Below are 14424 nucleotides of genomic sequence, written 5' to 3'. Positions count from 1 at the left end.
GCCATCCAAGATGGGCATGTCTACGTCGATGAGTGCCACGTCGATACTCCGGGTCATCTTGGTGAGGGCTTCGGCTCCGTTGCTAGCGGTGGCTTCGACTTTGATGCCGTCCTGGCTGTCAAGGAGCCTAGCGAAGCTGTCATGGATTATCGGGTCGTCGTCGGCTATGAGTACGCGGATGTCCTCACTCATTAGCTACTCCTTTCCTCCGGTGGGAATTGTAGCCCACAGTATCCAGCGGGCGGGGGTATGACTGTATTCTAGTTCGCCTCCATGAAGGGTAATTTGGTGTTCGAGGTTGGCTAGGCCAAAGCCCCCGGTGGTTCCTATGTTTGCAGGCGAATCACCGATAGTGTTGCTGGTCGTGATGGTGATGGCTCCGTCCGGTTCTCGGGTTACTTCCAGGCTGGCCGTGGTGCCGGTGGGGGCGTATTTCAAGATGTTGGTGGCGGCCTCGCGGATGACTAGGCAGGCCAGGAGGGCTTGCTGGCGGGTAACTTGTGGGTCGAGGTTTTCGCTGATTTCGGTTTCTAGGGCGATGTTCCTGGTAGAGAGCATTTTGGTTACCAGGGATACGGTTTCGACGATTAAACTCTGCCAACGCAGTGGCCTCGGCAGTCTTTAATTTCTGGGAACGGGTGGCCAGCCCAATGGTGATGGTTACGCTGGAACCTACCAACGCCCCCGCGGCTTGCAGCGCGGGGTGTGGTGAAACCACAATCAGGCTTATTTCAGTAACCAGAAGTAGTAATACGCCAGGGATTATCCAAGACCGCACCAACCAGGCACCGACCAGTACGTATATCCCGATTATAGGTGAGACTAATGGCTGCAATAACTCAAGATATGCACTGGTGAGGAATACTGCGGTGTAAAGCAGCTCGAAGAAAGGCGGATAAACTCCGCACAGTGAGAGTATTGCCGCTAACAGGAATAAGGCGGACACTGAGCCTAGCTCCGATAATCCGTTGCTAGAAAGCACCCCGGAGCCGAAGTCAAACACAATTAGCAAAGCGGCCGTAGACATGTAGGGTACAGCCAAAGTCCTGGTGTCTGACGGAAAGCAGGGGACGGCTCTGCCAATCAGGCTTAGCTTTCGGTTAGTCCTTGGTTCGCTTATTTTTTGAGACATTCTGGCAGCGATGGGTTGAAAAGGCATTGTATCGGTTTTGCAGCGACGATACTTGAACTTATGGAATTGCACATGAACGGAGGTTCTATGCCAGTCACACCTGAAAAACAGATGGTTGCTGCCATTAAAATCGTGCTGGCAAGGGCTGTAAATTTCATGGTAACTAGTCCTTTCGTCTAAAAATCAAGGTTTACATGTGTTCTAGCTGAGCAAACGGACGCTGGGTACCGACAGCTGTCTATAAAATTTACCGACACATGACTGTAGCCCCGACAGCCGCAGATGTGATTCACTAAGACTGGCAGCGAAAAATCGCTGCTGGTGCATAGAAGCACCATCGTAACCCAACTAAAGGAGTTGGAGAGCGAAAAAGGAGATAATCGTGAAAAGACCAATAAATCTGGTATGTGCCTGCGCTGCTACGGTTGCGCTGGCCTTAAGTGGTGCGGGGATAGCAGCAGCAGTTCCCGTAGAACAACTCGAATCTGTTACAACGTACGATACTGATTCAGCGCGTAAAGGTATAGGTGCTACTTCGGGTCTGATTGACTCGCTAATTAAAGATACGACTCCAGTAGAAGAAAATATTGCTTACGCCAAAGAAACAAGTGTGCTTACCGGCATACCTACAAAATCGGATTTGACAATACAGACCATGAAAGGAGCTGAATTACTAAAGATTGGTGTCCCGGGTTTTAAATGGGGAGAAAAGAGAGAACTGTCAATCCTGAAAAAAGGGAGTCAAGAGGTTGTTTCTAATCCGACATCGGATGGGGTGCAAATACTATGGAAGATTAATAAAGGTAGTGGAACCGAGAGCTTGGAGTTAAAGACTGAGCTTCCAGACGGCTCTAAATGGGTCAAGGAGAGTGATGGTTCTATTTCGCTTCAGAGAAAAGCAACTGATGATTTTTCGGAAGTTGTGATGAAATCTGGTGTTCCATGGGCCATTGATGCCACAGGAAAGAAATTGCCAACTTCATATATCATTGATGGCGACAAGGTTTATCAACATGTGCAAACGGACGGGGCGGTCTTTCCTGTTGTAGCAGATCCTGATTTTGCTTGGTGGGGCAGTCTCGCCATCTGCGTAGCTGAAGTGGCATCAATTTTTGTACCAGGGGCTCAAATTATAAAGGGAGCAAAGGCTGCTAAGGCTATTGCTTTCCTTGCGAAATCACCGAAGCTGAAGAAGATTATCGATTCTCTTGGTGGTCTTAATAAAGCTATCCATACGATGTTAGGTAAACTGCAAGGCAAGAAGTATGGTGAGGTCACTGAGCGTGCTTTAAAGAAATTATTGGAAGAAGGTAAAGGAGCCTTGTTTGACATACTTGGAATCGGGGGATGCTATGGTGTATATGCAAACTAGCATGTTACCGCTAATTATTGGCGCGATGCTGGTAGTAGTAGATTCAATTCTTCGTACAGCTGTACACATATATAAGCCTTATTCCGTTCTGGTTGATAAAGCTAGCCGAGCCTCGAGGCTGGTTGCGTATGTTGTCTACGGTGTGTACTTAGATAATTTCTGGTTTCCAATTCTTGCTTATGTAATTGCTATAGTGCTTTCTACTCTAGTAGTTGCTGTATTTCCCTTTGGGGATAAAGAATGTGACTAGTATAATCCAATACAGTGTGCCTGGGGTGTGTTGATATTTTCAATACACCCCAAGCATGATTTTCGTGCACTTATAGCACATGCTGATTGATATTACTCTGGGGTTACTCAGAGGTTGCTCCTGATTAGTGGGCATCGCAGGTGAGGATTTAGGGTCTGGCTGAGAACGGAATCCACTGCGGATGTCGACATAAAGTGAATAACTGTTTACGAAGCAAGGAAGTTGGCGATGACGGTGCTGACGGGGTCGCTTTCGATTCGGAAACCATCGTAGCGCCTCGAGTTGCGCGGCGAAGCCAGAAGGCTGACATCCAAGCTGTTATACGCTAGCCTCCGTCTGGCGACTGACACATTTCCCAGTCTGCGGTGTGTCCGCCATTCAAGCCCCGAGGTTCCCGAAGGCCACGACGTGTACCCCGTCGGGGCGGGTGTAGCTAAGCCCGCCCCCGGTGACCACCACCAGCACCGGGGCATGTCTCGTGTTTCCCGCCTCCAGGTATCGCCTCGCGAAGGCTTGCAAATGGGTGGCGGCAGTGTCGATGGTGGCATCGCTGGAGCCAAGTTTCACCTCGACCAAAACCGTGCGCCCCGATATCTCCACCACCGCATCAACTTCCAGGCCGTCAGCGCCGCGGGCGTGGTATACCTCCTGGCGACTCATGAAACCCAAATCATGTACCACCTGTGACTCGAAGGCCTGCCCGAAAAACTCCAAATCCCCCAGCAGGGCATCCGCATCGGCGTGCAGGGCGGCCACGGCCAGCGCCGGGTCGGCCAGGTGACGCTTCGGGGTTTCCCGCAAAGGCACCCGTGAGCGCAAATGTGGTCGCCACGCCGACTGGTTTTGCGCCACGAAGATACGAGCCAAGGAATCGAGGTATTCGCGCACCGTGTCGCGAGACAAATCCGTGTCACGAGCCAACACGCTGGTGGTTACCTCGGTTCCCACCCCGCGCGCCAAGGCCACCAGCAGCCTTTTCACCCGCTGCGGGTCGCGATACGTGTCATCGGGCACCCGAATATCCACCGCCGCGATGGTCTCCAGGTAGTCGCGGTTGTTTTCCGTCGCCTGCTTGGCGGTAAGCCCCAAATTGCCTGGCCACCCCCCGAAAGCGAGGCGCTGGGCGATGTCGGGTATGGTCAGCCTGCTGGCGTGAGGTGCGATTTCCTCGCCGGGTGCGGATTTTGCCAGTTCGTGCAGAGAAATCGTAGCGTCACTGTGCCCGGTTTCCAGGAAAGTCATGGTTCCCATCGTGAGGCGCGCGAAACGACCGGCACCGGAATGTTTCGCGGCACCCGCCCCCGGCGCGGTGGAACCGGTGAGGATGAACTGGCCGGGCTCGCGGCGCCGGTCAATCTCGTGCCGGGATAAATCCCACAGTATCGGGTGAACCTGCCACTCGTCTATCAGCCGGGGAGTGGCACCTTGAAGTGCCAGGTCAGGCAGGATTTCGAGTTGCCGCGCCAGGCTGGGGTCTGTGTCTGCTTGCAGGGTGCTTTGCGCGATTTGCCGCGCGGTTTCGGTTTTCCCACAAGCTTTCGGTCCGGTAATCAACGCTCCACCCGCCCGTCGCAGTGCGTCTTGTAGGTCTTGATCAGCCAAACGTGGACTATACGGCGCTGAGGTCGGTGGTACTGTTGGGGTGGGCTTCGGTGCTGGTGCAGCGGGTGTTTCGGTCATGTTTTCCCTGTTCATGAGATGCTAGTCGCCAATTTACCGTAGTTAGAGTCGTCAATTTATTTAGTTTCCAGTAGTCAGTTTATCGCAAAACCGATCGTCAATTTATAGTTCCTGTGTTTTAAATGGGAACGCGGACGAAGGCTTTAATTGTGAGGTTTGTCACATTCTGTGGACATTTAGTGGCTCTGAACCCGGCATTGGCAACAAGTGGCAACCCTCTGGCCTTGGGTTTTACGATAATTGCTACATTATTCCACGCGCTAAATGTCCACGAATAGTTAGGCCAAAAAATCGGCGATGGCGGTGCCGACGGGTTCGGACTCAATGAGGAAGCCATCGTGGCCGGAGTCGGAGTGGATAATCACTGCGTGACTGTGGGGGGTTAACTCGGCAATCTGGTGGGTTTGCGCGGGATAGAACAGCCGGTCGGTGTCCACCCCCAAAGCCAGCACCTCGGCAGTGACCTGGCTCAAGGCTACCACCAGCCCGCCGCGACCCCGCCCCACATCGTGGGTCAGCATTGCCCTTGTTAACACCTGGTATGACCCCGCATCGAAACGTTTGGCCAGCTTTATCCCGTGGTGATCCAGATACGATTGCACCGCCAGGCGTCCCCCGGACAGGGGATCCTCCTGATAGCCGGGGTCGCGCCCGAAACGCTCCTGGAGCTCACGCGGGGAACGATAGGTGGTGTGGGCAATCTCGCGCGCCAAAGCCAAACCCCGGAACGGGCCGTGACCAGGCAGATTATCATAGTAGTCCCCACCACGGAAGTTCGGATCGAGTTCCAGTACGTGCATCTGGGCGTGACACCAGGCGGCCTGCTCGGCGGTGGTTGATGCTCCGGTCGCCACCGCCACCACCTTCGACATCGCCTCGGGGTAGCTCACCGCCCACTCCAAGGTACGCTGGCCGCCCAGGGAACAGCCAATCACCGCGTGCCAGCGGGTAATCCCCAGCGTGTCCATGAGGAGCTTTTCGGCCGCGACCTGGTCACGAATCGTCACCAACGGGAAACTGGAACCCCAGGCACGTCCATTAGGCGCGAGTGTTGCCGGCCCCGTAGATCCCTGGCATCCACCGAGCACATTGGGACACACCACGAACCACCGGTCGGTATCCACCGCCCGTCCCGGCCCCACGACCTCGCGCCACCAGCCGGCACTGCTATGCCCGGGACCCGCCGAACCGGAGACATGGGAATCCCCGGTCAAGGCGTGGTCAATCAAAATCGCGTTGGAACGCGCAGCGTTGAGCTCCCCGAAAGTCTCGTAGGCCATCCGGAACGTGGGCAGGCGCCCCCCACCCTCCAGTTCCAAGGCTCCGAAGTGTGCGAACTGGCGGTTGCCCACCGGGGCGGTGGGCTGCCACGCGCCGGTTACCGGCAGAATTTCGGGGAGTTCGCGCATAACCTAGTCCTGGTCTTGGATTTCTTGACGTACCGCTTTCGCGGCCGCCACCAGGTTCTGCAGTGTCGCCACGGTTTCGGGATATGCTCGGGTCTTCAAGCCGCAATCCGGGTTAACCCACAACTGGCGGGGATCTAGAGCTGCCACGGCCTTTTCCAGCAGGCCGATTTCCTCGTCCAGCTTCGGCACCCGGGGCGAGTGAATATCCCAAATTCCCGGTCCCAAGCCCCGTTCGAAACCATGGTCGGCCACGGCCGGTAGAATATCCATCTTGGAACGCGAAGCCTCGATGGATGTCACATCCGCATCCAGGTGGTCAATCGCATCGACCACCACGTTGAATTCCGAGTAGCACAGGTGCGTGTGAATCTGGGTAGCCGTCTTGGCTCCGCCGGTCGCGAGCCGGAAAGCGCCTACTGACCAGTCCAAATAAGCCGCCCGACCGGCGCGGCGCAACGGCAACAGCTCCCGGATGGCCGGCTCGTCGACCTGGATAATGCGAATCCCGGATGCCTCTAAATCAGCGATCTCGGCGCGCAAGGCCAGGCCAATCTGGTCGGCGACCTCGCGTCGGGGCACATCGTCACGCACAAAAGACCAAGCCATAATGGTAACCGGGCCGGTCAACATTCCCTTCATGGGCTTGGACGTGAGCCCCTGGGCATAGGCCGACCACTCTACGGTCATCGGGCGCGGCCGGGTCACATCCCCCCACAGAATCGAAGGACGGGTACAGCGCGAACCATAGGACTGCACCCAGCCGTGCTCGGTGGTGGCGAAACCCTCCAGCTGTTCGGCAAAATATTGTACCATGTCGTTGCGTTCCGCCTCGCCGTGCACCAGCACGTCCAAACCCAAGTCCTCTTGCAAGCGAACCACCCTGGCAATCTCAGCCTTGATTTCCTCCCGGTATCCGGCATCGTCAATCTCGCCTTTACGCCACGCGGCACGCGCCCGGCGAATCTCGGCGGTTTGGGGGAAAGAACCAATCGTCGTGGTCGGCAGCAAGGGCAAGTCCAAAACTCGTTGCGCGGCCACCCGCTCGGCATAGGGTGCCCGGGTGCGGTCGCCGTCCACCACCGCAGCGGTAGCCGCCCGCACCTCAGCGCGGCGCACCCCCGGATGCTTGGCGCGGGTTTCCAAAATCCGCGCGTTTTCGGCTAGCGCCTCATGAACCGAATCAGAATCAGCCAAAGCGCGCGCCAAAACCTGTACCTCCGCGATTTTCTGGTCGGCAAACGCCAACCAGGAACGCACCTCGGGGTCGATAGCAGTCTCGACAGCGACATCATGGGGCACATGCTGCAAAGACGTCGAAGTAGACACCGCAACCCGGGGACACACGGCCTGAACCTGGCGAAGTTTTTCCAGTGCCGCCGCGAAATCAGTGCGCCAAATGTTACGCCCCGATACCACCCCAGCCACCACGGTTTTGCCCTCTAACCGCGCCAAATCCTCGGCCGCAGGAACCTGGCCAGCCACCAAATCCAAGCCGATAGCCTCAATAGGGGTTCCTGCCAGCGCCTCGCGCCCGTCAGACCCCAAGTCCCCGTACGGGGCATTCACAAACAAAGCCGGGCGCTGCGACAATCCCCCCAAGAAATCATAGGCCTTCGCCGCCGCCGCCAGCACGTCCGTGCGGGGCAGCGCCCAGGTGTCACGCACCAAACCCGGCTCGTCTAGCTGCACCCAGTCCACTCCGGCCCCCGCGAATTGTGCCAGGAACACTTCGAAGGCCGCCAACACGTCATCCAAGCGATCCAGAGGATTGAACTGCGTCGGCGCATCCCCCGTGGGTTTTGCTCCGAGCAGGTAAGTTACCGGTCCGACCAAAACCGGGCGCCCGGCCTTGCCCCCGGCCGCAACCTGGGACAGCCAGGGGTTCGCCACGGGCTTAATCGGTGTATAGAGCCCGATTTCGGGCACCAGATAGTGATAGTTCGTGTCGAACCACTTGGTCATTTCCAGCGCCGCCTTGTCATCCACCCCGCGTGCCAGGGTGAATTCGCCGTCCACATCCAGCGAGCCATCGGGGCGCACCAGGTTGCCGAAGCGTTGCGGCACCGCGCCCAGGGCACAGGTCAAAGTGAGAACTTGGTCGTAAGGCACGAAATCGGCTGGTTGCGCCGCTGCGCCGTCTAGGCCAAGCCCCTTGAGGTGGCTAATTCGCCCGTTTATCTGCTGGGATACCTCGGAATCGAAAGTCGCGCGGTCAATTTTTCCCGCCCAGTAGCGCTCCAGGCTGCGTTTGAGTTCGCGCCTCGCGCCGATACGTGGGTAGCCGGCGATGGTGGCGGCGGGGAAAAGTGTGGTTTGTGGCATGAGTTTTCTCCTTGCTTTTTGGCCGTTTGTGGCCTGGTTTCGTGGTTTGGGTTGGTTTCGGGTTCATGAGGTGCCAGCCGGGATTCACGGCGAAAAACGCTGCATGGCGGCATTCATTAAATCCAAGAGCTCCGAAGAGGAATCTTCGTCTACGTGGGTGAAACCCCTAGAGCGCAGGTGTTCGACCAGGTCGAGGACCGGGCGGGGGCGGTTGAACGTATAGAAGTGTAAACCGGGAGCCCCCGCCTGAATCAAGTCGTTGACGAAATCGAGAGTAGCGCTAAGACCTTCTAAAAAGCGTTCTTCCGGGTCGCTGATTTCGCTTATCGCTTGCAGCCGAGAGGGCACACTCACTCCGGTCAAGCCCTCGAGGCGTTGCAAACGGGCGGCATCCGTGAAGGGGATAATCCCTGGAATAATCGGGATGCTCACCCCTTGGTAGGTTGCCGAATCCAGCAGGGCACCGTAGTCATCCGCGTTGTAAAACACCTGGGTGATAGCGAAATCCGCCCCAGCGGACTGTTTTTCGGCCAAGGCAGCCACCGCATTGGTTCGAGCCGAGACGGTCCCCGCCGGATAAGCCGCCACCGCGATAGAAATCGCCCGGGCATCCCCGAGATATTCGGCGGCGACTTCCCGCAGCAGTGTCACCAGCTGACTGGCGCGGGAAAACTCGCCCGGGGCGGGTTCCCAGTTGACCGAGCCTTTCGGATTGTCCCCGCGCAGCGCCAGGAAATCCCGCACCCCTATATCTAGCATTTCGGTGATGGTGGTGCTTAGTTCCGCGCGGGTTTTCCCCACGCAGGTCAAATGGGCTAAAACCGGGCGACCCAAACGCTGCAAGGCGTGCGCCAACACGGACTGCGAGGATGCCGAGGTGGAATTAGATGTGCCGAAAGTCACCGAAACATAGTCCGGGTGGGCATCCAACAGCCGGTCTATCCCCGCCCAGGCTTGGCTGAAAGGATCGGGATTGCGCGGCGGATACAACTCGAAAGAGACCCGCACCGGGCGGGTGGGGTTTCGCGGGGATTTCGGGTTGGCACCTCGTGAAACCGAAGTAAACGCTACGGGCGCACCAGGAGTGTCGAGCACCCCACCGGCATCGGGGGCGACCCAATCAACCCCCGATGCTACAGGCGCTGCTGCATACAAATCTCGAAGCGTCACGTCACACTGCCTTTGCTGCGGCCAAACCTCGGTCAATATCCGCGATAATATCCTGGGAATCTTCGATGCCAACCGAAATCCGCACGGTTCCCGCCGAAATTCCCTGCGCGGCGAGCTCTGCCTCGCTCAACTGGGAATGCGTAGTGGAAGCCGGGTGAATCGCCAAAGACCGCACATCCCCAATGTTAGCAACATTTGCCAGCAACTCCAGGGAATCGATGAAACGCTTGCCGGCTTCGAGCCCGCCGGTCAAGTCGAAATTCAACACCGCCCCGGCACCCTTTGGGGTGTATTTTTGCGCCAGCTGGTAGTACGGCGAGGACGGCAGCGAGGACCAGCGCACGGTCTGAACCACGCCCCCACCCACCAGGGACTGTAAATGCTCGGCCACCGCGCGGGCGTTTTCCACGTGGCGTGCCACCCGCAGACTCAAGGTGTCCACCCCCAGTCCCACGGCCCACACCGCGAAAGGCGAAGCAGTGAAACCCAAGTCGCGCAAACCCTCGGCGCGAGCCTTCAAGATAAACGCCAGGTTCGCGCCCAGCGCCCCGCCCACCCCGAAATCCCGGGCGTAAACCACGCCGTGATAGGAATCGTCGGGCTGGTTGAAACCGGGGAACCTCGCGGCGACCGCCTGGTCAGCAAAGTCGAAACGCCCCGCGTCCACAATCGCTCCCAACAGCGCCGAGCCGTGTCCGCCAAGGTATTTCGTGGCGGAATGCACCACAATATCCGCGCCCCACTCTATCGGACGGCACAGATACGGCGTGGGAACCGTGTTATCCACTACCAGCGGCACCCCGAAATCATGCGCCAGATTCGCCAGCGGCTCCAAGTCCAGCACATCGCCTTGGGGGTTGGGGATGACTTCGCCATAGTAAGCAATCGTGTTTTCATCGGTCAGATCTTTCCAATCCACCAGGTGGCGGGGGTCAGTGACGAAACGGGTTTCCAAACCCAGCCGCGCCAAGGTGCGCGCCAGCAGGTTATAGGTGCCGCCGTAGATAGACGGGGAAGCCACGATGTTCTTGCCGGGGCTGGCCAAAGTCAACAGCGCCAGGGTGATGGCGCCCTGCCCGGAAGAGGTCACCAAGGCGCCCACCCCGCCTTCCAGGGAAGCCAGGCGTCCCTCTAAGGCCTCGTTAGTGGGGTTGGTCAAACGGGAATAGATAGGTCCGAGTTCTTGCAGTCCGAAACGGGCGGCCGCAGTCTGGGCGTTGGGAAAGTGGAAGGCATTCGTGGCGTAAATCGGGACAGTTTGTGCCCCGGTGGTCGGGTCGCCGGTGAAACCGGCGTGAATCTGGCGGGTGGCGAAACCCCATTCGGGGTGGTTTTGCCAGTTGGGTCCAATGGTGGTTTTAGTCATGATGATTATCCTTTGCATGTCAGTACCCCGGTTTTCGGGGTGAAAATGGGAAAATTTGGCGGTGTTCCAAAAGGTTTTTGGCTCTGACGGGCACGCAGGAACAAAATACGAATGCTGTGAGCGCACGAGGTGCTGCCGGGGCAGCTGGCGCTGGCTGTGAGTGGCTGACGTGCACGTCAGCGAGGCATTCGCTTCATCATGGGCAAGAGTGTAACAGGAAACTTCCCAGCAAGTAAAATTGGGGTGTGCCTGGCGGGTTGAATCACGCCGCTGGTGCGGGGCTGGTTTTGGGGTCGGTGGGGGAGAATTCGGTTTTCCCGCCCAGCAGTCCCGTTAAAAACATCTGTTTTGCGCTGATGGTTCCCCCGGGGCTTTCTTCCGGGTATCCGGAAATAATCAGCGCATAGGCCAGCACCTGGTTTTGGTACACCATCGTGCCCGCCAGGGAATGTGAAATCGCCAGGGTGCCGGTTTTCCCCCGCAGATTCCCCGCCGCCGTTGTTTCCTGGTAGACGTTTCTTAAGGTTCCGTCCGCCCCCGCTACCGGCAGATTCGCCAACATGGCACGCAGTTCCGGGTGCTCGGGGCTGGCCGCCGTGCGCACCAGATTGGCCAGGGCTTGCGCCGGGATTTGGGTGGAATGCGCCAGGCCGGAGCATCCCACGAGGTTCGTGTTGCCCAGGTGAACCCCCAGTTCCCCTATTGCTGTTTGTACGCTTTTTCCGCTGTCTGTAAAAGTGGGTTTTGCCCCGCGATGCAAGGCCACCAGCCGTCCCAGGGTTTCGGCCAGGGTATTGTCCGAAACTTTGAGCATTTTTCGAATCACTTGGGCGAAAGGGGCACCTTGCGCCAGTGCCACTATGGTTGGGGATTCATGAGGTGCCTGCCCGATTTCGACTACTTGTGGCAGGGGGCGAGCCGGGTCGAGAATCTCGGTTTTGGCCAGTCCAGATTTCCCGGTTTCGATCTTGGCGGGCGCAGCCCCGCTGGCACCTAATGCAGCGGCAAAAGCCTGGCCGGCCACCCCAGCTGCGTCCGGCACGTAGCCGTACTGACCGCGCGCCACCGACCCCGTGTCGATTCCTAGACCTTGAATCGGGCCAACCCACTGGTGGTCTTCGGGGCGCCACGCTGACGAGGTTTTTTCCGTCCCGAACCAGGAGGCATCCACCACCAGGGTGTAGGGAGCCTGTGTTAAAATGTTTTTGGAATGCTTGGTCAAGGCTCGAACTGTGTCGGCGGCCAGTGTCCCCAAACCGGCGTAACCGAAAATATCTTCTGGCGTGTCGGCTCCTGTCCCCAGCAGGATGTCGCCCCCTCCAATCAGGTACAGTTTGCGAGCCGATTCATCCCAAGCCACCACGGTGCGCGCCCGTCCTGTTGACCCGAAATCGTGCAAGGTTGCCGCCGCCGTGAACAGTTTTGTGGTGGATGCCGGGGCGAGCGCCAAATCCGGGTTGGCAGAGGCCAGTTCCACCCCGTCGAGGGTGCCAATCCACCACGATACTTTCATGTCTTTCATGCGGTAATCTGTGATGAACTCACGGGTCAGGTTTTTGAAAAACGCGGGGTCGGGGGCGGTGCTGGTGTCGAACAGGGGGGCTTGATTCGGGGTGGGTGACGCGGCTTTCGGGGTGGGGAAGGCCGCTACCCGTGGCAGGGGCGGCTTGAAGGTGAGTATCCCTGGCACCGCATCGGCTCCGTCTGCCATTATGTATCCGCCGCCGAGCACCAGTGCGCCCACCACGACGATGATGCCGGCTCGCGTGTGTGTCTGCATTGAAAACCTTTCGACTGGGGCAGCCCAGCTAGTCCAGCCAGTCCAGCCAGCCCAGCTGGTCTAGGGGCAAACCCGTGGATAATTATAAAAGATTACCCGTGAGCCTGTCCTTAATGGCACAATGAAGAAATAAGCTCGCAGCAGTCTAAGCCAGCTGAAGAACCAAGCAAGAAGGTAGAGATGTCAACGGATTTTTTGAAATTCAATGTCACCATCGAGATTCCTAAGGGGAACCGTAACAAGTACGAGGTTGACCATGAAACCGGTCGGATTCGGCTTGACCGCATGTTGTTTACTTCCACGCGTTATCCCGATGACTATGGGTTTATTGACGACTCGTTGGGCTTGGATGGTGACCCGCTGGATGCCTTGGTTTTGCTAGAGGAACCGACTTTCCCGGGTTGTGTGATTACTTGTCGTGCCTTGGGGATGTTCCGGATGAGTGATGAACATGGCGGGGATGACAAGGTTTTGTGTGTGCCCGCTGGGGATCAGCGAGCGTCGTGGCGTACCGAGTTAGAGGATGTCAGCGAGTTTCACCGTCTAGAGATTCAGCATTTCTTCGAGGTTTACAAGGATTTAGAGCCCGGGAAGTCCGTGGAGGGTGCCGACTGGGTGGGTCGCGCGGAGGCGGAAAAAGAGATTCTGGCTTCGCTGGCGCGTTTCCGGGAAAAGGAAGGCCCTGACGCGCATACGTATATTCACCGTTAGGGTTCGCCGGGGCGCCGTTAGGGTTCGCCGGGGTTCATGAGGTGCCATCCTTAAGACACGCGTTTGGGGGAATCCACCAGGGTCAAGTGTCCCCGTCGTGTCCCCGGGGTCTGGGGCTGGGCGGGGTTAGAGTCGCGGTCTGTTGACCCGGTATAGTGTCCGGGGGAAAGCTGTTGGCGCGGGGAATCTGTGCGGCTGGCGGCTCGAACCGCGTTGGCTAAGGCCATCAGTTCTTCGTCGTTGGGGACGGGCGGCGTAAAGGAATCCGCCAGACGCACCACCTGCCATCCGCGGGGAACAGAGAGTCTCTCGGCGTGTTTCTGGCACAGGTCATAGCCAATAGGGTCGGCTTTGGTGGCCAATGGTCCCAGGATGGCGGTGGCCTCGGCGTGGTCGAAGGTCATCGTCGCCACGGCGGGGTTGGCGCAACCGGGTTTGGAACACAAGCGGGTACAACTCACGTATCCACCCTAGCGCGGTTTAAACTAAATTGACCGGCGGCTCGCCCAGGGGCGGCTTCCTGGGAGTTTCGGGGAAGGGTGCGTTATGCTAGCAGGGTGGCTAGTGGAACACATCAAGTACGGGTTTTAGATTTCGGAGGCGAGCTGCATTGGCAGGTGTCCACTGCCCCGCGTACCCGTCGTGACCCGGTGCATCGGGATCGGCATGGACGCGGTTCGCGTGGGGTGTTGGTGCCCGCGATGCTGCCGCGTTATCGTACCCGCCGGGAGTCTTTCGATGACCTGGTGGTACAGGAAGTTCGTTCTTTGGTGGCGGTGTGTTCTGATTTTTCGGCTATCAAATACGGGGTCGAGGATGTCCCGCCTTCCGACCCGGCTCCGTGGGAGCGTGACGCAGTCGTATTGTCCCGTGGTTTCGGCGCTGATCCGCATCGTGGTCTTGACCCGCAGGTGGTGGTGTATCGTCGTCCCCTGGAACAGCGGGCGCGTTCGATAATAGAGTTGCGCGAAATGATTCACGCGGTCGTCCTCGAGGAATCCGCGCGCCTACTGGGTAAGCACCCCGAGGATATCGACCCTAGCTGGTGAACGGCGTCGCGCGGCAGCTGTGTTACTTGCCGGTCACCATTTCTATCGCGGGCATCAGGTTATTGTTGTCTTCGATGCGCAGTATCTGGATACCGGTGTGTGCATTGGTGTACGTGGGGGTGCCGTAGGTCTTCGACAAGGTGTCCTGTTCCAAATCAAAAGCGATTGTGTACGTGGCAGCTC

General features: G+C 58.0%; 13 protein-coding genes. 3 read left to right on the top strand and 10 right to left on the bottom strand.

The genetic code is table 11. The features are described 5' to 3' along the window. Both HMPREF0577_RS07700 and HMPREF0577_RS11900 read right to left on the bottom strand, forming a co-directional pair. Nucleotides 1–192: response regulator transcription factor (locus HMPREF0577_RS07700; RefSeq protein WP_004013247.1), on the bottom strand; the 192-nt coding region annotated here is incomplete at its 3' end. Between the two features lie 3 nt (nt 193–195). Continuing rightward, the gene (locus HMPREF0577_RS11900) at nt 196–558 is read right to left on the bottom strand and encodes a sensor histidine kinase (RefSeq protein WP_050756887.1); all 363 of its coding nucleotides are present in this window, start codon (nt 556–558) and stop codon (nt 196–198) included. A 956-nt stretch (nt 559–1514) separates the two neighbouring features. On the opposite strand from HMPREF0577_RS11900, the gene HMPREF0577_RS07690 reads away from it, so the two are divergent. Then, nucleotides 1515–2504 (top strand): hypothetical protein, encoded by a 990-nt coding sequence (locus HMPREF0577_RS07690; protein ID WP_004013245.1) that lies wholly within the window; start codon nt 1515–1517, stop codon nt 2502–2504. 628 nt (nt 2505–3132) lie between these two features. Here HMPREF0577_RS07690 and HMPREF0577_RS07680 read toward each other — a convergent pair. The 6 genes from HMPREF0577_RS07680 to HMPREF0577_RS07655 form a co-directional block, all read right to left on the bottom strand. After that, on the bottom strand, nt 3133–4356 hold the full coding sequence (locus HMPREF0577_RS07680; protein WP_004013243.1) for an ATP-binding protein: 1224 nt from the start codon (nt 4354–4356) through the stop codon (nt 3133–3135). 356 nt (nt 4357–4712) lie between these two features. Next, a complete protein-coding gene (gene metX / locus HMPREF0577_RS07675; protein WP_004013241.1) occupies nt 4713–5843 on the bottom strand; it encodes a homoserine O-acetyltransferase MetX in 1131 nt (376 codons plus the stop codon). A gap of 3 nt (nt 5844–5846) precedes the next feature. Next, nucleotides 5847–8165: a 5-methyltetrahydropteroyltriglutamate--homocysteine S-methyltransferase gene (metE, locus tag HMPREF0577_RS07670; RefSeq protein ID WP_004013240.1), complete on the bottom strand. Its 2319-nt coding sequence runs from the start codon at nt 8163–8165 to the stop codon at nt 5847–5849. Nucleotides 8166–8249: 84 nt separating this feature from the next. Continuing rightward, on the bottom strand, nt 8250–9335 hold the full coding sequence (locus HMPREF0577_RS07665) for a methylenetetrahydrofolate reductase (protein WP_036342605.1): 1086 nt from the start codon (nt 9333–9335) through the stop codon (nt 8250–8252). Between the two features lies 1 nt (nt 9336). Beyond that, a complete protein-coding gene (locus HMPREF0577_RS07660; RefSeq protein WP_004015551.1) occupies nt 9337–10701 on the bottom strand; it encodes an O-acetylhomoserine aminocarboxypropyltransferase/cysteine synthase family protein in 1365 nt (454 codons plus the stop codon). A gap of 262 nt (nt 10702–10963) precedes the next feature. Further along, nucleotides 10964–12481 carry a D-alanyl-D-alanine carboxypeptidase/D-alanyl-D-alanine-endopeptidase gene (locus HMPREF0577_RS07655; protein ID WP_004013237.1) on the bottom strand — a complete coding sequence of 506 codons (1518 nt, stop codon included), beginning with the start codon at nt 12479–12481 and terminating at the stop codon, nt 10964–10966. A gap of 180 nt (nt 12482–12661) precedes the next feature. Between HMPREF0577_RS07655 and HMPREF0577_RS07650 the strand changes: the two genes are divergently transcribed. Then, entirely contained in the window at nt 12662–13192 is a 531-nt protein-coding gene (locus HMPREF0577_RS07650) for an inorganic diphosphatase (RefSeq protein WP_004013236.1), read from the top strand. A gap of 50 nt (nt 13193–13242) precedes the next feature. Here the strand turns inward: HMPREF0577_RS07650 and HMPREF0577_RS07645 are convergent, their stop codons facing one another. Continuing rightward, nucleotides 13243–13653, bottom strand: a complete 411-nt coding sequence (locus tag HMPREF0577_RS07645) for a DUF3499 domain-containing protein (protein ID WP_004015552.1) — start codon at nt 13651–13653, stop codon at nt 13243–13245. 156 nt (nt 13654–13809) lie between these two features. On the opposite strand from HMPREF0577_RS07645, the gene HMPREF0577_RS07640 reads away from it, so the two are divergent. Next, nucleotides 13810–14241: a metallopeptidase family protein gene (locus HMPREF0577_RS07640; protein WP_004013234.1), complete on the top strand. Its 432-nt coding sequence runs from the start codon at nt 13810–13812 to the stop codon at nt 14239–14241. Nucleotides 14242–14263: 22 nt separating this feature from the next. Here the strand turns inward: HMPREF0577_RS07640 and HMPREF0577_RS07635 are convergent, their stop codons facing one another. Beyond that, nucleotides 14264–14395, bottom strand: a complete 132-nt coding sequence (locus HMPREF0577_RS07635; RefSeq protein ID WP_004013233.1) for a hypothetical protein — start codon at nt 14393–14395, stop codon at nt 14264–14266. Nucleotides 14396–14424: the final 29 nt, after the last annotated feature.

Source organism: Mobiluncus mulieris ATCC 35243 (assembly GCF_000160615.1).
GTDB classification, from domain to species: domain Bacteria; phylum Actinomycetota; class Actinomycetes; order Actinomycetales; family Actinomycetaceae; genus Mobiluncus; species Mobiluncus mulieris.
The sequence above is the reverse complement of the archived record's forward strand: the minus strand, read 5'-3'. Positions and strand labels throughout refer to the sequence as shown.